Origin of the sequence: Olleya aquimaris (genome assembly GCF_003259525.1) — a bacterium.
Taxonomy (GTDB): domain Bacteria; phylum Bacteroidota; class Bacteroidia; order Flavobacteriales; family Flavobacteriaceae; genus Olleya; species Olleya aquimaris.
The window spans coordinates 82,252-104,556 of sequence record NZ_QLLO01000009.1; the positions used below are offsets into that span (position 1 = coordinate 82,252).

Consider the following 22,305-nt stretch of genomic DNA (forward strand, 5'->3'; position numbering starts at 1 on the left):
TTATCTTTGCCCTATGCAAATACAAGTAGTAAAATCTAAAATTCACCGAGTTAAAGTAACAGGAGCAGACCTAAATTATATAGGTAGCATCACCATTGACGAAGATTTAATGGATGCAGCTAATATTATTCAAGGTGAAAAAGTGCAAATTGTAAATAATAACAATGGTGCACGACTAGAAACCTATGCCATTCCTGGTCCAAGAAACAGTGGAGAAATCACACTTAACGGAGCAGCTTCTAGATTAGTTGCAAAAGACGACATCCTAATTTTAATTACTTATGCTTTTATGGATATTGAAGAAGCTAAAGTTTTTAAGCCAGCATTGGTGTTTCCAAATGAAGAGAATAACTTGCTTAAATAAATGTCTAAAAGACCTATTATAAGGCTATTAAAAATTTTGCTCCCAATTCTTTTGGGAGTTTTTTTAATATGGTATTCTCTCTCAAAATTATCTTTTCAAGACATAATAGGATTTGCTAAAAACGCAGACTATAAATACATCATATTAGGAGTTTTCTTAGGACTTTTAAGTCATTTGTCAAGAGCATATCGTTGGGTATTTATGTTAGAGCCCTTAGGCTATAAAATTAAATTAGGAAACAGCATTATGGCTGTATTTGCAACTTATTTGATTAATTACACCATACCACGTGCAGGAGAAGTTGCAAGAGCAACCATTTTAACCAATTATGAAGGCGTCCCTTTTGAAAAAGGTTTTGGTACCATTGTCGCAGAACGTATAGCGGATATGATAGTAATGCTTGGTATTGTTGCTATTACCTTGTTTTTACAATTTGATTTTATCTACGATTTTTTAATCCAAAAATTTGATGTTACAAAAATAATTTTGGGTTCTTTAAGCTTGTTATTGCTGGTCTTTTTACTAGTTGTTTTTATTAAAAAAAGTCAGTCTAAAATAGCTTTAAAAGTCAAAAATTTTGTCAATGGATTAATAGAAGGCGCGCTTAGCATATTTAAAATGAAAAAAAAGTGGGCATTTATTTTTCATACCCTATTTATTTGGACAATGTATGTGTTAATGTTTTATGTCACAACTCTTGCTTTCTCAGATTTAAACGGTATTCCGTTTGGAGCTGTTTTAATAGGATTTATTTTGGCTAGTTTTAGTATTGCAGCAACTAATGGTGGTATAGGATCTTACCCAGAAGCTATAGTAATTGCTTTTACATTGTTTAATTTACCTGTAGACCCAAGTCGTGCATTTGGCTGGATTATGTGGAGCTCTCAAACGGTATTGGTTTTTATTTTTGGAGGGATTTCTTTATTGTACTTGCCATTTTTTAACCGACACAAATAATTTGTAACTTACACCCAAACTAAATTAGAACTTATCATGAAACCCATTCTATTTCTTTTTGTTAGCCTATTTTTTATGCAAAATATAAGTGCGCAAACCATTTATAAAGAGCTTAATTCTGAAAAGCTAGGCGAAACCAGACAAATAAAAATCCAATTGCCAAGAAATTATGATACTTCAGATAAAAAATACCCAGTTATTTATGTGTTTGATGCAGATTATTTATTTGAACCAGTTGCAGGAAATGTAGATTATTATGCCTATTGGGAAGATATACCTGAAGCTATTGTTATTGGTATTAACCAATATGGGTTAAGAGAAAACGACTGTTATTACAGCGAGCAAAACTCGTTACCAATCGAGACTGGAGCTGCTTTTTTTGAGTTTGTAAGCATGGAGTTGGTTCCTTTTGTAAATAAAACTTTCCGTACAGAAAATTTTAAAGTTGCTGTAGGACATGGTAAAACTGCTAATTTTATTAATTATTACTTGTTAAAAGGGATTCCATTATTTCAATCTTATATAGTGTTAAGCCCAGATTTAGCACCAGATATGGCAGATTATTTAACAGAAGTGTTTCCAAAATTAGAGCAAAAAACATTTTATTATTTGGCTACAACAACAAATGATGTAGCAAATATTCAGGAAAAAACAGAAGCCCTATCAAGTAGTTTAAAAGCAATAGATAATGATAATGTGTTAAAAACATTTGATACATTTGAAGGACCATCTCATTATTCTTTACCAGCACACGCAATACCTAAAGCGCTTGAAAGTATCTTTTTTGTTTTTCAGCCAATAAGTAAAAAAGAGTATAAAGAAACTATCTTAAAATTAGAAGGTAATCCAGTAGAATATCTAACGGATAAGTACCAAATGATAGAGGATTTATTTGGTATTGAAAAACCTATTTTAATAAACGATTTTAAAGCAATTGAAGCAGCTATAAAAAAGAATAAAAAGTGGGAATATTTTGAGGATCTAGGTAAACTAGCCAGAAAAGAATACCCAGACACGTTGCTTGGTAACTATTACTTAGGGCGATTTTATGAAGAAACAGGTGAGCCTAAAAAAGCAATGAAAACATATCAATCTGCATATGTTTTGTCAGAAATTGCGGGCATTACTAAAGATCATGTTTTAGAACTAGCGGAACAAATTAAAGCTGACTTTGGATATTAACTTATGGCAAAAGTAAAAACCACTTTTTTTTGTCAAAACTGCGGAACGCAATATGCCAAATGGCAAGGACAATGTAATGCTTGTAAAGAGTGGAATACAATTGTTGAAGAATTGGTGCAAAAACCTGAAAAAAGTGATTGGAAAACTCCAACAAACACTCAAAAAAGAGTTTCTAAACCATTAAGGATTAACGAGATTGACTCTTCTAAGGAAGCTAGATTAGATACATTGGATGCCGAATTTAATCGTGTATTGGGTGGCGGAATTGTACCTGGATCGTTAACCCTTTTGGGCGGAGAACCAGGTATTGGTAAAAGTACATTGTTGCTACAAATATCCTTAAAACTTCCTTATAAAACGCTTTATGTTTCTGGAGAAGAAAGCCAAAAACAAATAAAAATGCGAGCAGAACGCATTAACCCAATTAATGATAATTGTTACATTCTTACCGAAACTAAGACACAAAATATCTTTAAACAGATAGAAGCTTTAGAGCCTGATATTGTGATTATAGATTCTATACAGACCTTACATAGTGATTATATAGAATCGTCAAGCGGAAGTATATCTCAAATTAAAGAATGTACAACAGAGCTAATCAAATTTGCTAAAGAAACAAATACACCTGTTGTTTTAATTGGACACATTACTAAAGATGGTAATATTGCTGGTCCAAAAATTTTAGAGCATATGGTTGATACCGTGTTGCAATTTGAAGGTGACCGCAATCATGTGTTTAGAATTTTAAGAGCACAAAAAAATCGATTTGGTTCCACACATGAACTCGGAATTTATGAAATGCAAGGGTCTGGTTTAAGAGAAGTGTCTAATCCAAGTGAGATATTAATTTCTAAAAAAGACGAAGAGTTATCAGGTCATGCTATTGCAGCAACTTTAGAGGGTATGAGACCGTTAATGATAGAAGTGCAAGCTTTAGTAAGCACAGCGGTTTATGGTACGCCACAACGTAGTGCAACAGGATTTAATGCCAAGCGATTAAATATGCTTTTGGCAGTACTAGAAAAACGAGCAGGTTTTAGGCTAGGTGCTAAAGACGTGTTTTTAAATATTACTGGTGGTATTACTGTTGATGATCCAGCAATAGATTTAGCAGTAGTAGCAGCTATTTTATCTTCTAATGAAGATCAAGCGATTCCAGCAAATTTTTGTTTTGCAGCAGAAGTAGGATTGTCGGGAGAAATTCGACCTATTCAACGTGTAGAGCAGCGTATTCTTGAAGCAGAAAAATTAGGATTTTCTACAATATTTGTATCAAAATATAATAAAATATCTCTTAAAAAAACGACAATTAATATTCGATTAATTTCTAAGATTGAAGATTTAGTAGAGTTTATTATTTGAAAATCAATACAGTTATCTAAACCTATTTAAATGCATTTTATCGATGATTTTAGAATGTATTTGTAATTAATCGATAAAACACATCGTTATAACTAATATCTTTAACAATAAGATTGTTTTAATTAGTTAAGACTTAGATTTGTAATGTATTAGATCCCAAATCTATATATTTTATGAACCTACTTTTGAGCAAAAACATAAGCTTGTGTTTTGGTTATAGTCTATCGGCTATTATTTCCAAACTAACATTTTTAATAATATTGTCATTAACAGTTTCTGTTAATGCACAGATTAATGCACCTAGTATTCAATCCGGAGTAAGTTTTCAATGGAGTGATAATCAAACAGGTCCTAAGCAACCTGCAACCATAGAAAGTATTACCGTAAATGGAAATGTGTATTTTCAATTTGGTGTCCCATCAGCATATGAATTAACTCAATTAGGTCCTAATGGTCATGGATACAATAGTATTAGATTAAACGGTCCTAAAATAGAAACTACAAGTGCAAGTCCAACTTGGAATAGCTCTGCATTAACTTCTTATCAATCATTAAACCTTAATAATTACTTTGAAACAAATGGTAATGGAGCAAATATTTGTGATAACTATCTTTTAGAGGGATCCACTAATGCTCAAAGACAAACTTTGTCTTACGGTTCAGGGATTATTGCAAGTTCTAGTGGTGTAGTTGCCATAACAGAACGTAATGCTAATAATTGTTATCATATTGAGTTTTTTGGTATCCCAGTAGGTGGTGGTGCCGAGCAAAGTTTAGGAGAAACTTTTGTAAACCAAGGGTCTACAAAATACGGTTTTGGTGGTACGGGATCAACTAGTAATCTTGGTACACCAGGAGCTGTTAACCCACCACAATTTGGATCAGACTATTGGCTTAGTGATCGTGTGATAGATAATTATGGTACTATTGGTATTGCGTTGTTTTATTTAGACGATATTGCTCCAACAGGATCTTTAATTACTAAAGCTCAAATAACTGCAGCAAGTTACGATGATGGAGATGGAAAATTATTTATTCTAACTCTTCCAGATAGTGATAACGATAAATATAGTGATGTAGATGACTTAGATGATGATAATGATGGTATTTCAGATTTAATAGAATCAAACGGTATTGATCCTTCAGCAGATCATGATGTTGATGGTACACCAAATTATCAAGACGCAGATTTTTGTGTATTAAATAGTGCTGGTATTTGTGCAAATTTAGATATTGATTCAGATGGTATTCCAAATCATTTAGATCTTGATAGTGATAATGATGGAATAACAGATGTCATGGAGTCTGGTGGTACAGATGCAAATTTTGACGGAAAAGCTGATGGAACAATTGGAACAGGTTGGAACACTTCTGGTATACCAAGTTCTGCAGGATCTGGAAATAATCCAATGAATACAGATAATACTAATAATTATAATTTTCTGGATATAGATTCTGATGATGATGGAATCCCTGATAACATTGAAGCACAACCAACTAATGGTTACATTGCTCCATCTGGAAATGGGCTTTTAATGACAGATTTAAATCAGGATGGTATAGATGATGCTTACGGTTTTGGATTAACAAGTTTAATAGATACTGATAGAGATAATACGCCAGATTATTTAGACGACGATTCTGACAATGATGGATTGCTTGATATTGAAGAAAATGGAATGGTTAATACAATTGGTTCATATTCAGATGCTGATAATGATGGGTTAGACAATGTATTTGAAGGTACTAATACTAATGATCCTAGTGATGTAAACGACCAAATAAATAACCCAGCAGATTTACTGATTTTACCAGATTCTGATGGAGATTTATCTTCAGGAGGAGATTTAGATTATAGAGATTTATTTAATATAAATCCACCTGCTTCTGCAAGTATAGATTTTGACGGAATAGATGATTATTTGTCTGGTAATAGTTTATTAAATGGTCTAGGTGAAATTACATTTATGGCATGGGTAAAGTCAGATCCTGTAAATGGTACTAAAACATATACTACAGTTGCAGGAGAAGATATCTCTTGTCGTATCATAATGTATAATGGTGTAACGCCTATTTTTTCAATAAGAACATCTGCAGGAATTACTTCTAATGTAATAGGAAACAGTATTAATTATAATGAATGGCATCATATTACAGGTACATTTTCTGCAACTACAGGAACGCAAACAATTTATGTTGATGGTAAAAAAGATACCAGTACTACAAGTCCTATTCAAGTAGGGCAAGTTATTACTACAACAAGTTCTTGGAACGGAAATTTTGAAGTTGGAAGACTTTCAAGAAACACTAGTAATAAACAATATTTTACAGGAGAGATTGATGAGGTAAGAGTATTTAATGAAGCGTTAACTACAGATCAAATCCAACGAATTGTTTACCAAGAAATAGAGAACAACTCTGGAGATATAAAAGGAACAATAATTAATAAAGATATATTAGATATTGCAACTAGTTTAAAAGTATCATGGAATAATCTAATTGGTTATTATCCTATGAGTAATATTATTTCAAACACAACTAAAGATTATTCTTCATATGATAATTTTCTAACTTTAAATAATATAACAACAGTACAAGGTCAAACAGCACCAATGCCTTATGTAACTTCAATGGATGGAGATTGGACAAGTCAATCCACTTGGTTGCATGGCGAGGTTTGGGATATTGAGGATGTTTCTACAAACAAAGATTGGAGTATTGTACAGGTAAAAAATAATATTACATCGTCTAATTCTCATACACAATTAGGGCTTTATATTGATGCAGGAAAAACTTTTACAGTAAACGGTGATAATGCAATTATCAATAATTGGTATTTAGGCTTAGATGGTACATTGGTCCTACAAAGCGACTCTCAGTTAATTCAAAGTATTAATAGTGATTTAGTAACACTTTCATCAGGTAAAATTAAGAGAAGACAAGAGGGTGTTAGTAGTGTATATAGATATAATTATTGGAGTAGTCCAGTTGGTGTAACTGCTAATACTAGCTTAACAAATAACAATACATTACTTAATAATTCTAATAATACTTCTTTTTCTTTAAACATGTTAAAAGATTCATCTGGTAATGATGTGCAGTTTACTAATGCGTACCATGAAGATGGTAAAATTAGTAGTTATTGGTTATATAGCTATCAAAATGGAGTAACTTATTACGATTGGGATGTGTTATCAACAAGCACTCCGTTAGTACCAGGTATGGGTTATACTCAAAAAGGAGGTGGATCACTTTCAGAATATACTTTTGAAGGAAAACCAAATAATGGTACTATACTATTAAGTGCAACAGACACTGGTGGATCAGGTTCTGTTCCAGGAGTTAGTAAAACAGAATACTTAGTTGGTAACCCATACGCTTCTGCAATAGATGCTCATCAATTTATTGATGATAATAGTCAAGCTACAACAGGAGCAATTTATTTATGGGAACAATGGGCTGGAGACTCGCACATTTTAAATCAATATCAAGGTGGCTATGCAACGTTAAATAAATTAGGTAAGGTAAGAGCTTATCAATTTATTGGAATAAATGGTGGTGCTACTGCAGATCAATCTGGTACCAAAACTCCTAAAAGGTATTTGCCAGTTGGACAAGGATTTATGGTAGAAATAAATAATACAGGAGATATAGTTTTTAATAACAATCAAAGAATATTTAAAACAGAATCTTCTGGAGACTCTCAGTTTTTTAGAACAAGTAACAACGAAACCGAGTCGTCAATTCAGGAACCAGCAATACAAAAAATGAAACTTCAGTTTACTACTGATAATGGATTAGGTAGAGAACTAGTATTAGGGTTTAGTGATACCACTTCAGATGCTTTTGATTATGGCTATGATGCTTTTGCTAATGAAACATTTGCAAACGATTTAACATTGCCTTTAAGCGCTAAGCAAGCTGTTATACAAGCATATAGTCCTATTACAACAGACAAAGAAATTGAGCTTAGTTTTACGTCAGGAGGAACCATGTCTTACTCGATAATAGTTTCAGAATTTGAAAACTTTACAACTAATCAAGAAGTTTATTTATTAGATAATCAAACAGGAATTTATCACGATTTAACTTCAGAATTAGCATATGATTTTACATCAGAAGCAGGAACTTTTGAAAACAGATTTAAAATAGTCTTCCAGAAACCTGCAGCGTTAAGTAATGAAGAGTTTCAGTTAAATTCTGATAAGGCTTTAATTTATTTTAATAATGATTCAGAGCTATTATTTGTAAAAGGATTAGAGTTAGAAGCTAGGTCTATTAGCTTACATGACGCATCTGGTAAAAAAGTATTTAGTGATAATTTTATTACAAAAAATCAATTAGAAAAAGGATTGCTTATCACTAGTTTAAGTACAGGACTATATGTAGTCAGTATTCAATTAGATAATGCTCAAATTATTAATAAAAAGCTTATTATAAATTAATAGCTAGAATTTCTAGTATTTATTTTAAGTATTTTTAAATCAATTAGTTATCTGTGTGCTTTATTGGCAAGATATCACCTTGACTTCTTGTTAATATAATTAGTTAATCCATTTCTTATCGTCCTTATTTTTACCCGTTTATCGATTTAAACTTTCGATTTATGCAGTTTAACTACTTTTTCTCTTGTTATATCGAAATTTAAGTACTTCATGTAAGTAACCACCTATATTTGTTTCATAATTGACCCCAAATCAATAACTTATGAATACTAAACTACTTGTGGTTCTTACCACCTTGTTGGCTTTTAATGTTGCGTTATCTCAAAATTCTGATGTGCAATTAACCGTAAAATGGCCTACTAATTCTTACCAAAACAAGATAGAAGTTTACAATACCACTAACGATTTATTAGTGACTATTTGTGATGACAACCAATGTTATACAGGTACTAACGACGGTGTTACAGATGCTTATGGAGCTAAATATGATTTGGGATGTGTTGCTAATGGTAATAATTATTACTTAAAACTTTACCAAGTAGAAGATAATAGCTGGGACTCTGGCTATGTATCTGTAACAGTAGCTGGCACAGAGGTAATTAATGATGACGGAAATAATGCATCAAATACTGGATACAATATATATTTTAACGTATCTGGTGGAGATGCAACTTGTAATTCTTTAATAGATACAGATAATGATGGTATCATCGACAACTTAGATTACGATGATGATAATGACGGAATTGTAGATTATATCGAAGCTTTAGATGAGGATGTTTTTAGTTGTACAATACCTGAATTAGATTTTGAAAATGGGGTTTATGATGCTGCTGCTAGTACTGGTTCAGACAAGCAAGTAGGTGCAGTATACAGGTTTAGTAATGCAATACAAGGTTATGATATATTATTAGAAATTCTTGCGTTAGACAATACTACAATATCAAATATAGATAACGACACAATTGATAATCCAACCTATTTACAAACCGAGTTAACTTTTAGTGGTACAGGTACACCTGGAGCAGAATTTAAATTTACTATTGTAAATTCTGGAACCACAACAGCTTCTTCAGAATTTTTTAGAATTAATGGAACGACTTGGGATTGTGATGGTGGTGGAAGTTTAAGAGAGTCTTTAATTTTTCATAACCCTGCAGCTTACGGTACAGAGAACCCTACATCTTTAATAACCGAAGATCTAGGAGGTGGAGATATTCAAATAAGTGCTTCAGGTTTACAAGAAGGACCTGGTTTTTCTAATTTGAAAGTTTTGAAATCTTATTACCAATTTATAGGTAATTCATTTTCACTAAGAATGCAAGCAATAAAAACTAGTACTAGCACTTCAACTAGACAGTTTGGATTATCTTTTTCACAATGTGAGTTTTTAGATTTTAATGCTAATTCATTAATCATAGTAACAGGAAAAGATAGAGATAATGATGGTAAATACAATCACTTAGATTTAGATAGTGATAACGATGGTATCCCAGATAATGTTGAAGCACAAAGTACTTTAGGATATGTTATACCAACAGGTAACATCAATGGAGACACTGGTGTAGATATTGCTTATCATGTAAGTAATGGAATAGATGTAGTAGATACAGATGGAGATAGAATTCCTGATTATTTAGATTTTGATAGTGATAAAGATGGTAAATTAGATATTGAAGAAAACGGAATGGTAAATACTATTGGTGTATTTACAGATACCGATAATGATGGTTTAGATAATGTATTTGAAGGATCTAATACTTCAGACCCTTTAGATGTAAATGACCAAATAGACAATCCAAGTGCTTCTGTTTTACCAGATACAGATGGTGATTTATTTTCTGAAGGAGATTTAGATTACAGAGATACAATTGACACTTTTATCGCGTCTGCTACATTAGATTTTGATGGTATAGACGATTATGTTGTTGGAACAGAGACGTTTGCAGGCATTAATCAATCCAATACAGATGGAGCAACCTTTATGGCCTGGATAAAAAGTAATTCTGACGCTTCAGATACCAATCAAAAATTTGTAATTGGAGAGAAAAACGCTATTGAAATTACATTAACAGGAGAAAACATTAATGCAAGAATCCATTATGTAAAATCAAACAATACTACAGCTACTAAATCTGTTTACAGAAGTACTACAGGTATTATTAGAAATGTTTGGAGACACGTTACAGTTTCTGTGTCATTTACAGAAAACAAAGCTTATTTGTTATTGGATGGCGATTTTGTATTCTCTACAAATTTAATAGATGCAGTTGCCTTTAGAAGTTCAATAACTTCAGAGGTTGATAATTTAAGAATGGGTAATGACCAATCCTTAATGGCATCAAAGTTTTTTAAAGGTTCAATAGATGAGGTTAGAATTTTCAATAAATTTTTACCAGAAAAAGAGGTTAAAGAAATAGTTTTTCAAGAAATCCAAAACAATGCAGGACAAGTTGAAGGAACTATTTTAAAAAATCAATTAACAAATGTTAACTGGTCTAATTTAGAAGTGTATTACCCTTTAACTAATGTAACAACAGGAGTTATTAAAGATCAGTCTTCTAATAGCCATGATGCAGAGATGTTTAATATTACAACAATTCAAGAACAATCTGCGCCAATGCCTTTTGTTACAAAACAAGCAGGAAATTGGCATGATAAAAATACGTGGTTACACGGAGATGTGTGGTACATTCCAGGAGACGAAGTTACACAAGCTGCTACTTTTGGTAATGATGAAGTAGTTACTTGGGGAATTTATCAAATTAAACATAGTGTTAATTTAACAACGTCTTTGTCAGAACCTAATGCACCAGGCTACCATAAAGGTCTTTTAGCTTTAGGAGTAGTTGTAGATGAAAAAGATAGTTCTAATAACGATGTGGTATTTACAATAGGTAATTCTAGTAAAGACCTGCAATTAAATGTTTCTAAATATTTAGAAATCAACGGAACGATAAACTTAAAAAGAGATTCTCAATTAATTCAAGGAATAGAAAGCGATTTAGTAACTTCTGAAAAAGGAAAAATACAAAGAGGTCAGGAAGGACTTAGTAGTGTGTACAGATATAATTATTGGAGCTCTCCTGTTGGAGCGCAAGCTACTACCAATTTAAACAACGATAACTTGTCTGTTAATAACCCTAATAACACACCATTTACTATTAATATGCTTAAAGATAATGCTTGTAACGATGTATTATTTACTAATGCTTATCATGAAGATGGTAAAATAAGTAAAGTGTGGTTATATGGATTCGAGAATGGTGTAACTTACTATGATTGGGACGTGTTAGGTACAAGTACTTCTATAGAGGCAGGTAAAGGGTACACTCAAAAAGGAGGTGGATCTTTATCAGAATATACATTTGAAGGTAAACCAAATAACGGTACGGTACATTTAAGTGCACAAGATGTTGGAGGATTAGGCTCAATAAGTGGGATTAGTAGAACAGAATATTTAGTGGGTAACCCATATGCATCTGCAATAGACGCACATCAATTTATTGATGATAATGCAGGAGTAATAGGTGGTGCAATTTATCTATGGGAACAATGGGCTGGAGACTCTCACAACTTAAATGCTTATGAAGGTGGTTATGCGACCTTAAACAAATTAGGTAAAGTAAGAGCATATCAATTTATAGGAATTGATGGATTAAACGTTGGATTGCAATCCGGACAAAAAACTCCTAAACAATACCTTCCAGTTGGACAAGGTTTTATTGTTGAGGTAATAGGAACAGGTAATATAGAATTTAACAACGCGCAACGAGTTTTTAAAACGGAAACAGCTGGTCAATCTATTTTCTTTAGAAATAGTAATCAACAAGAATCTGCAAATAGTGTTCAAACAGATAGTACAGGTATACAGAAAATAAAATTAGAATTTAAAACCAATTCAGATTTAGGAAGAGAGTTAGTTTTAGGATTTAGTGATACCACTTCAGACGCTTTTGATTATGGATATGATGCATTAGCAAACGAAACATTTGTTAACGACTTAACTATGACTTTAGATACTAAACCTATGGTTATACAAGCGTTTGATCAAATTACTATAGATAAAGTAGTAGACTTAAATTTTAAAGCAGATGGTATTGCTACATACAGTATTAAAGCTTCGGAGATTTTGAATATCACAGATGATCAAGCTGTATATTTATTAGATAATTTAACTGGAAATTATCATGATTTAAAATCAGGTTTAGAATATAATTTCACCTCTTTAGTAGGAGAGTTTAATAACCGTTTTGATGTAGTATTTCAAAATCCTGAAACATTAAGTAATGAAGAGTTTGATTTAGATTCAGAAAATACAGTAATCTATTTCAATAATGCCCAAGAGTTATTATATGTTAAAGGATTAGATCAAGAGACAAAAGCTATTAAGTTATATAATGCAATAGGTCAAGAGGTATTTAAAAGCGCATCAATTACTAAAAACCATTTAGAAAACGGATTGCAAATTTCTAATTTAAGTACAGGAATGTATATTGTTAGCATTAAAACTCTAAATAATCAGACTTTAGAAAAGAAAATTATAATTGAATAAACGCTATAATTTCCTAAAAATAGATTCCTTTCTTCATGTAAAAATTTATTGATTACACGTAAGTATTTATTGATTAAAAAATGTGGTTATAGCCATAACACTTAGTAGGAAAATATTTGCATTTTATCGAAAAAACATCTTAACACATTGATTATTAGCAAAATAATATATATGTTTGTAGGCATTTGTGCCCACAAATCTATAATTATTACTAATGAAAAAACCAACCTACTTAGCGTTAATGCTACTGTTTATAAGTGTTTGCATGTTGTCTAAATGCGTGATATTTAATGATTTAAATATTGTAAAAAACCCAAAACCAATTCTGAATTCTAAGTCCTTAAAGTCCTCTAAGATTTTAGTGGATAAGAACAATTGTTGCATTTTGTCGATAAAAAAACACACTTCATCGAAAACATTTTCAGAAGCACCATCCAAAAACACTGTTTAGTACCGTGTATTTATCTTTGAAATCCCAAATCCACTTAAAATTAACCTAATGAATTTAAAACTACTTATACTTACAGCTTCGCTGTTTGTTTTACATCAAACTACTTTTTCTCAGTGTTCTTTAACTGGAAACGATATCGCATGTGACGATTTTAGCAGCAACAATAATTCTGGTGGATCAGGTTGGTCAGGTAACTGGCTAACATCAGGATCTCCTTCTTTCACTGGTGGACAAGTGTTTATGAATGGAGGAAGTAACCGAATTATTGGAAGACAAGTTAACTTAACTGGTTACGATAATGCAACATTAACCTTTACATGGAGATGTGTCGACAGTAGTTCTGGGTTCGAATCTGGCGATTTTATAGATGTTGCTATTTCTACAGATGGTGGCGCAAGTTTTTCAACTACTTTATTTACAAGAAACGGTGACCAAATTTGTCCTTCTTCAAATAATTCAGAATCAGGGACAATTACAGTTCCAATTACAACAAGTGGTGGAGCAAATACAATTTTAAGATTTAGATCTGCAACCAACTCAGGTTCAGAAGATATATATTGGGATGATATTATAGTAAAAGCAACGGTTAATGCAGATCCTTGTGATGCTGTAGCTTCTGGTAATTTAGATACTGATGGCGATGGGATTTCAGATATTTGTGATGTGGATGATGATAATGATGGTATTTTAGATGTAGACGAATGCTCTGATTTAGGTAAACAACCATTATTAGATCCAGATTTTGAAGATGTAGATATCCTAACCCTAGACGGTGTTGCTGGAGTAGATGTTACAGGTACTTCTGGACTTTGGAAAGGTGATGCAAGTTATATACCAGATTGGGAAAGTGCTGATATGACAAATAACCACTTAGAAATTTGGCATAATACGCAACAAGCTAGTAATGATTCTGGAGGACAAGCATTTTCTGGAGAACAATGGGCAGAGGTTAATGCAACTACAAATGACGGATTATATCAAGATATAGCAACTACACCAGGAGATGTTTTAAATTGGTCTTTCGCGCACAGAAAAAGAACAGGTTTTGCAGGTAGTGCTCAAGAGGATATAGTAAGATTATTAATTGGAGATGCTAACGGAACGTTGACTAGTCAAGGTGTTTTTAGTTCTGCATCCGATGCGTCTTGGACAGAGCACTCTGGAATTTATGTGGTGCCAGCTGGTCAAACAACAACACGTTTAACATTTGAAGCTATTTCTGTAGCATCTGGAAGCTCTTCTACAACATCTGGTAATTTTGTTGATAAAGTACAATTATATGTCAGTCCTAATTGCGAAGATGAAGATGCAGATGGTTTACCAGATTATTTAGATTTAGATAGTGATAATGATGGTATTCCAGATAATGTTGAAGCACAATCAACATTAGGTTACATAGCGCCTAGCGGTACAGTTAATACTTCAGGTCCTTATATAGGGCTTTGGGATAATTATGGTACAGGTTTAACTGTAGAAGATACAGATGGTGATGGAACTCCGGATTTTAGAGATTCGGATTCAGATAACGACGGACTTTTAGATATTGAAGAAAATGGAATGATAGCTAATTCTATAACTCTATTTTCAGATTCAGATAATGACGGACTAGACAACCTATTTGAAGGATCTAACTTAGTAGATTTTAACGATGTAAATGATGAGATTAATAACCCTTCTTCATCTGTTCTTCCAGATACAGATAGTGACTTATACTCAGGAGGAGACTTAGATTATAGAGATTATTTTAATGTAAACCCACCTTATTCAGCGACATTAGATTTTGACGGAATAGATGATTATGCAGAGGTAAATTCTACAATAAACGGTTTAAGTGAATATACTGTTTCATTATGGTTTAAATATAATGGTCCGACCTTAAATAATAGCGAGGAAGTTTTTGTAATGGGACAAAAAGACGTTTTTGAAATTACTATCAAAAACTGGGCTTCTCCATATAATCCAACGTACAACGGTATCAATAGTAAAGCATTTTATAATAATTCCGAATTTTCGGGTGTTTCAACTGGTTGGAGATTTAAAAGAAGTGATTGGACAAATGTAACAGTTGCAGTAAGACAAAATGGAGGAAAAGTAGAAACTAAAATATATAGAAATGGTTTTGCGTCTTCTAATTGGGCTTCTTTAACAGGAACGTTATCAACAAATTCAGAGCCACTTAGATTAGGAATAGTTAGTGGTGTTAACGATTTTGATTATAATTTTGAAGGTTGGATGGACGAGGTAAGAGTATTTGACAAAGCATTAACCTCGGATCAAATACAACGAATGGTGTTTCAAGAAATTGAAAGCAATGCTGGAAACGTATACGGAAGTGTCATCTCTAAAGATATTATCGATATTTCTAATGGTACTAAAATTCCATGGAATAATTTAGTGTCCTATTACCCTATGACTAATATAGTTTCAAGTAGAGCTTTAGATTATTCTAACAATAATAATCCCTTAATGCTTTATAACATAACAAGTGTCTTAGAGCAAACAGCACCAATGCCTTTTGAAACAGTTTCAGATGGAGATTGGACCCAAGAAAGTACTTGGTTACATGGCGATGTTTGGGATATAGAAAACCTACCAGTATTTACTCCTTCATCACAATCACCAGAAGCTTGGAGTATTGTAAAAATTCATAACAATGTTACCACTTCTAGGTCTCATAAAGGGATTGGTTTATTTATTGATCAGGACAAAAGTTTAACTGTAAATGGAACAAATAGTATTGACAATAGTTGGTATTTAGAACTAAATGGTACCTTAAATTTAAAAAACGATTCTCAATTAATTCAAGGGATTAATAGTGATTTAGTAACCTCTTCAGAGGGTAGAATACTTAGAGGTCAAGAAGGACAAAGTAGTGTGTATCGTTATAATTATTGGGGATCACCAGTTGGTCAAAAAACAGCAACAACCTTATTAAATAATAATGGTTCTACTAATAACCCAAATAACACTGCCTTTATTTTAGATCAGTTAAAAGACGCGTCAAATAATAATGTATTGTTTACTAGTGCCTTACATGAAGATGGTAAAATAAGTAACTATTGGTTGTACAATTACCAAAACGGAGTAACGTATTATGATTGGGGTGTTTTAAACACAAGCACACCATTATTGTCAGGAACAGGATATACTCAAAAAGGAGGAGGATCATTATCAGAATACATATTTGATGGTAAACCAAACAATGGAACAATCCTGTTAAGCGCAACAGATACAGGAGGTTCAGGGTCTGTTGGTGGATCAAGTAAGACAGAGTATTTATTAGGTAACCCTTACCCATCAGCATTAGACGCAAATCAGTTTATATTAGACAACAGTAGTGTTATTAGTGGAGAGATTTATTTATGGGAGCAATGGGCTGGAGATTCACACATCCTTAATGCTTATGAGGGTGGATACGCAACCCTAAATTTATTAGGAGGAGTTAAAGCATACCAATTTGTAGGGTTAAACGGAGCAAATAATGGGTCTCAAGACGGTCTAAAAACACCAACACGTTATTTGCCAGTAGCACAAGGATTTATGGTTGAGGTGGCTAATGATGGAGAGATTGTATTTAATAATAATCAACGTGTATTTAAAACCGAAGCGTCAGGCGACTCTATATTTTTCAAAACACAAAATACCCAAGAACAATCAGAGCCAGAACTAGCAGAAGCTATTCAAAAAATAAGATTAGAATTTAAAACCAGTAATAATTTAGGAAGAGAGTTATTATTAGGATTTAGCTCAATCACTACAGATGGTTTTGATTATGGTTATGATGCAAAGGTGTATGAGACAAGCGTAAACGATTTAACCATGCCTTTAAATAATGATAAAACAGTTATACAAGCATTCTCATCTATAACAAGCGATAAAGTAATAGATTTAAATTTTATAGCAGATGGTCTTACTACATATAGTATTAAAGCAATTGCTTTAGAAAATATAGAGAGTACTCAAGAAGTTTATTTATTAGATAATCTTACAGGTGTTTATCATAATTTAAATGGTAATCAAGAATATAATTTTACTTCGGAAGCAGGAGAATATAATGACCGTTTTGATTTAGTGTTCCAAAATAAATCTGCAGTATTAGGAGTAGATAATTTTGAAACAGACAATAGCTTGATATATTATAGTACAAGTCAAGAAACTTTATTTGTAAAAGGATTAAAAACAGAAGCTAAAGTTGTTAAGTTATACAATGCTTTAGGACAAGAAGTATATAACAATGTATCAATTACCAACCAACAGTTAGAAAACGGATTAAAGTTTTCTAATCTAAGTACAGGATTATACATTGTTAGTATTAAAACAGAAAATAATCAAACCATAGATAAGAAGATTATAATAGAGTAAATTGTAAATGCTATTAAGTATTTTAAAGCTTCAGCAAATTACTTGTTGAAGCTTTTTTTATTCATAAAACCAATCGTTTCAACAGAATTTCTTAATTTCGCGACTCGTATAAGAAACTAGAAAAAATGAGCGCAGGATTCCCTGAATATAAAGGACTTAACTTACCAAATGTAGCTGAAGAAATTCTTAACTATTGGCAAGACAATAACATCTTCGAAAAGAGTGTAACCACTAGAGAAGGTGCAGAACCTTACGTGTTTTTTGAAGGACCACCAAGTGCAAACGGATTACCTGGTGTACACCATGTTTTAGCACGCGCTATTAAAGATATTTTCCCACGCTATAAAACCATGAAAGGGTACCAAGTGAAGCGTAAAGCAGGTTGGGATACACATGGTTTGCCTATAGAGCTTGGTGTAGAAAAAGAATTAGGCATTACTAAAGAGGATATTGGTAAAACTATTTCGGTGGAAGATTATAACGCAGCTTGTAGAAAAGCTGTTATGCGCTACACAGACGTTTGGAATACCCTGACACAAAAAATGGGGTATTGGGTTGATATGGACGATCCATACATCACCTACGAGCCCAAATACATGGAAAGTGTGTGGTGGTTATTAAAAGAAATTTACAATAAAAACTTATTATATAAAGGGTACACCATTCAGCCCTATTCGCCTAAAGCAGGAACAGGTTTAAGTTCGCATGAGCTTAATCAACCTGGAACTTATCAAGATGTAACAGATACAACTGTAGTTGCACAGTTTAAAGCTTTAAATGAAACCTTACCTGATTTTTTACAAAACGAAGGAACTATTTATTTTCTTGCTTGGACTACAACTCCTTGGACTTTACCAAGTAATACGGCTTTAACCGTTGGACCTAAAATAGATTATGTTCTAGTGGAAACCTATAACCAATACACATTCAAACCAATGAATGTGATTTTGGCAAAATCACTAGTCAACAAACAATTTGATGGCAAGTTTAAACTTGTTGAAGAAAAATCAGAACTGTTAGACTATAAAGATGGCGATAAGAAAATCCCATATTTTGTAGTCAAAGAATTCAAAGGAAAAGACCTAGTTGGTATTAAATACGAACAACTTTTACAATACGCCTTACCAAATGACAATCCAGAAAATGCTTTTAGAGTTATCTCTGGAGATTTTGTTACCACAGAAGATGGTACAGGAATTGTACACACAGCACCCACCTTTGGAGCAGATGATGCTCTAGTTGCAAAACAAGCAACTCCAGAAGTCCCTCCATTATTGGTAAAAGACGAAAACGGAAACTTAGTCCCATTAGTAGATTTACAAGGTCGTTTTAGACCAGAGCTTAAGGAGTTTGGTGGTAAATATGTGAAGAATGAATACTATAATGAAGGAGAAGCTCCAGAACGTTCAATTGATGTGGAGTTAGCCATTAAATTAAAAGAAGAAAACAAAGCTTTTAAGGTTGAAAAATACAAGCATAGTTATCCTAATTGTTGGAGAACAGACAAGCCAATTTTATACTACCCATTAGATTCATGGTTTATTAAAGTCACAGATGTTAAAGACAAAATGTTTGAACTTAATGAAACCATCAATTGGAAACCAAAATCGACTGGAACTGGACGTTTTGGTAACTGGTTAGCAAATGCAAACGATTGGAATTTATCGCGTTCTCGTTATTGGGGAATCCCATTGCCAATCTGGAGAACAGAAGATGGAAAAGAAGAAATTTGTATAGGTTCTGTAGAAGAATTAAAAGCAGAAATGCAAAAAGCGGTTCAGGCTGGATTGCTTGCTAAAGATATCTTTGAAGAATTTGAAGTTGGTAACAATTCTGAAGACAACTATGCGAAGCTAGACTTGCACAAAAATATAGTGGATCAGATTGTTTTGGTGTCTCCAAGCGGGCAACCAATGCATCGTGAAGCCGATTTAATTGACGTGTGGTTTGATTCTGGATCTATGCCATATGCACAATGGCATTATCCGTTTGAAAATAAAGACTTAATTGACGATAATAAAGCATTTCCAGCAGATTTTATTGCGGAAGGTGTAGACCAAACCAGAGGTTGGTTTTATACACTGCATGCTATTGGAACTATGGTTTTTGATTCTGTTGCTTACAAAAATGTGGTGTCTAATGGTTTAGTGCTAGACAAAAACGGACAGAAAATGTCCAAACGTTTAGGTAATGCAACAGACCCTTTTGAGACTTTAGATACTTACGGAGCTGATGCTACGCGTTGGTACATGATTAGCAACGCCAATCCATGGGACAACTTAAAATTTGATTTAGACGGAATAGAAGAAGTAAAGCGTAAATTTTTCGGAACACTTTACAACACCTATTCATTCTTCAGTTTATATACCAATTTAGATAAATTTAGTTATGCTGAAGCAGAAATCCCGTTAACAGAACGACCAGAATTAGACCGTTGGATTCTTTCAGAATTGCATACGTTAATTCAAAAAGTAGACGACTATTATGCAGATTACGAACCGACTAAAGCAGCACGTGCTATTTCAGATTTTACTCAAGATTACTTAAGTAACTGGTTTGTACGTTTAAGTAGAAGACGTTTCTGGAAAGGTGATTACCAAACCGATAAAATTTCGGCATACCAAACCTTGTACACCTGCTTGGTGACTATTGCTAAATTAGGTGCGCCTATTGCGCCTTTCTTTATGGATAAATTGTATTTAGATTTAAATTCAGCAACTAAAAAAGAAGACTTTGAGAGTGTGCATTTAGCAGAGTTTCCAAAATTTGATGCCAGTTTTGTTGATAAATCATTAGAACGTAAGATGGAAAATGCTCAGACTATTTCATCTTTGGTATTGTCTTTAAGAGCAAAAGAAAAAATTAAAGTAAGACAGCCTTTACAGAAAATTATGATTCCTGTAGATTCTGCTCAATTTAAAGAAGAAATAAAAGCAGTAGAAAACCTGATTAAAAGCGAGGTTAATATTAAGGAAATTGAATTGATGGAAGATGCTTCAGATATATTAGTGAAGCAAATTAAACCTAATTTTAAGACCCTAGGACCACGATTTGGAAAAGACATGAAAGTCATTGCAGCAGCAATTAATAAAATGACTGCTGAGGATATTAAAATTGTTGAACAAAAAGGAGAAATTGATGTGGATTGTAATGGAAAAATTATTACATTACACCTAGAAGATGTAGAAATTACTTCACAAGACATTGAAGGCTGGTTAGTTGCTAATGAAGGTAATATAACCGTCGCTTTAGACGTTACTATTTCAGAAGCTTTAAAAGAAGAAGGAATAGCTAGAGAATTAGTAAATCGTATACAAAATTTACGTAAAGATTCAGGTTTTGAAGTAACAGACAGAATTGTAGTACAACTTCAAGAAGATAAACATATAACACAAGCAGTAAAATCAAATATAGATTATATTAAAGCGGAAACGCTTACAGATAATCTAGAAATTATTAACCAAGTAAATAATGGTATAGAAATTGCGTTTGATGATGTAAATACCAAATTATTTATTCAAAAAAATTAACATTATGGCATCAGATATAAACGTAAGATATTCAGATAAAGAATTAGCTGAATTCAAAGTGATTATTCAAGATAAAATCAAACAAGCACAACATGATTTAGAGTTAATAAAAAGTGCTTACATGAACGATCATAACAATGGTACAGACGATACTTCTCCTACATTTAAAGCGTTTGATGAAGGTAGCGAAACTATGAGTAAAGAGTCTAACTCTGCTTTAGCCATTAGACAAGAAAAGTTTATTCGTGATCTTAAAAATGCTTTAATTAGAATTGAAAATAAAACCTATGGTGTTTGTCGTGTAACAGGAAAATTAATTAACCCTAAGCGTTTAGAGTTAGTGCCTCATGCAACATTAAGCATAGAAGCTAAAAACATGCAACAATAGTATATTAAATACTAAACAATATAAAAACGCTTCAATGAAAATTGAAGCGTTTTAAATTTAAAACAACTACACTTGAAAGACCTGTTAATTGTCTTACTTTTTTTTATAAGCGTGTCTTTGTGTGCACAAAAAACTACAGAGAAATCTTGGAGTGCTAAAACTATTAATACCCTGACTATAGACGGTAATAATATTTTTAAAATCAAGGTGTCAAATAATGATTCTAATACTATCTCATTAAAAGTAAAAATTGAAGGTGAATACGCAGAACAACTAGTTATTTTAGATTCTTTATCAGAAGATAAAATTACCATTTCATCCTCCTTTCAGCCTCTATTTATAAGAGATAACGATAAATTAAGCGCCCACAAAGTATTATCTGTAGAATATGAATTAACGGTTCCTAAACATGTTAATTTAAATATTAAAAGTGATATAGCTTCCGTGCAAATTGCTGGACATTATCCTTCTGTTTTTATAGAATTAAACCAAGGTAACTGTGATTTAAAACAATTTATTGGCAACGCAACTATCAATACCATAGAAGGGCATATTACTATTGAAACTAATAATGCTAAGATTGAAGCGTTTACTAAAACAGGAACTAAGCATATTAAGCAATTTAAATATGCTAACCATCAAATAAGTTGTCATACAATTAATGGCAATATTAAGGTGAGCAAAATAGAAAAATAAACCTATTTTTGTT

Annotated in this window: 10 protein-coding genes; all 10 read left to right on the top strand. The window is 32.5% G+C overall.

Annotated elements, in window-relative coordinates:
- Positions 1-13: 13 nt before the first annotated feature.
- The 10 genes from panD (at position 14) to LY08_RS11905 (ending at position 22,292) form a co-directional block, all read left to right on the top strand.
- Positions 14-364, top strand: a complete 351-nt coding sequence (gene panD, locus LY08_RS11855) for an aspartate 1-decarboxylase (protein WP_111660662.1) — start codon at positions 14-16, stop codon at positions 362-364.
- A complete protein-coding gene (locus LY08_RS11860) occupies positions 365-1,321 on the top strand; it encodes a lysylphosphatidylglycerol synthase transmembrane domain-containing protein (protein ID WP_111660663.1) in 957 nt (318 codons plus the stop codon).
- Positions 1,322-1,357: 36 nt separating this feature from the next.
- Complete coding sequence (locus LY08_RS11865) at positions 1,358-2,503, top strand: alpha/beta hydrolase (protein WP_111660664.1); 1,146 nt, start codon at positions 1,358-1,360, stop codon at positions 2,501-2,503.
- 3 nt (positions 2,504-2,506) lie between these two features.
- Positions 2,507-3,865 carry a DNA repair protein RadA gene (gene radA, locus LY08_RS11870; RefSeq protein WP_111660665.1) on the top strand — a complete coding sequence of 453 codons (1,359 nt, stop codon included), beginning with the start codon at positions 2,507-2,509 and terminating at the stop codon, positions 3,863-3,865.
- 260 nt (positions 3,866-4,125) lie between these two features.
- Positions 4,126-8,310, top strand: a complete 4,185-nt coding sequence (locus tag LY08_RS11875; protein ID WP_158526736.1) for a LamG-like jellyroll fold domain-containing protein — start codon at positions 4,126-4,128, stop codon at positions 8,308-8,310.
- Positions 8,311-8,572: 262 nt separating this feature from the next.
- The gene (locus tag LY08_RS11880; RefSeq protein WP_111660667.1) at positions 8,573-12,865 is read left to right on the top strand and encodes a LamG-like jellyroll fold domain-containing protein; all 4,293 of its coding nucleotides are present in this window, start codon (positions 8,573-8,575) and stop codon (positions 12,863-12,865) included.
- Positions 12,866-13,364: 499 nt separating this feature from the next.
- On the top strand, positions 13,365-17,678 hold the full coding sequence (locus LY08_RS11890) for a LamG-like jellyroll fold domain-containing protein (protein ID WP_111660669.1): 4,314 nt from the start codon (positions 13,365-13,367) through the stop codon (positions 17,676-17,678).
- Positions 17,679-17,803: 125 nt separating this feature from the next.
- Complete coding sequence (gene ileS / locus LY08_RS11895) at positions 17,804-21,208, top strand: isoleucine--tRNA ligase (RefSeq protein WP_111660670.1); 3,405 nt, start codon at positions 17,804-17,806, stop codon at positions 21,206-21,208.
- Positions 21,209-21,212: 4 nt separating this feature from the next.
- Positions 21,213-21,596, top strand: a complete 384-nt coding sequence (locus LY08_RS11900) for a TraR/DksA family transcriptional regulator (RefSeq protein ID WP_111660671.1) — start codon at positions 21,213-21,215, stop codon at positions 21,594-21,596.
- Between the two features lie 72 nt (positions 21,597-21,668).
- Entirely contained in the window at positions 21,669-22,292 is a 624-nt protein-coding gene (locus LY08_RS11905; RefSeq protein WP_111660672.1) for a hypothetical protein, read from the top strand.
- Positions 22,293-22,305 lie beyond the last annotated feature (13 nt).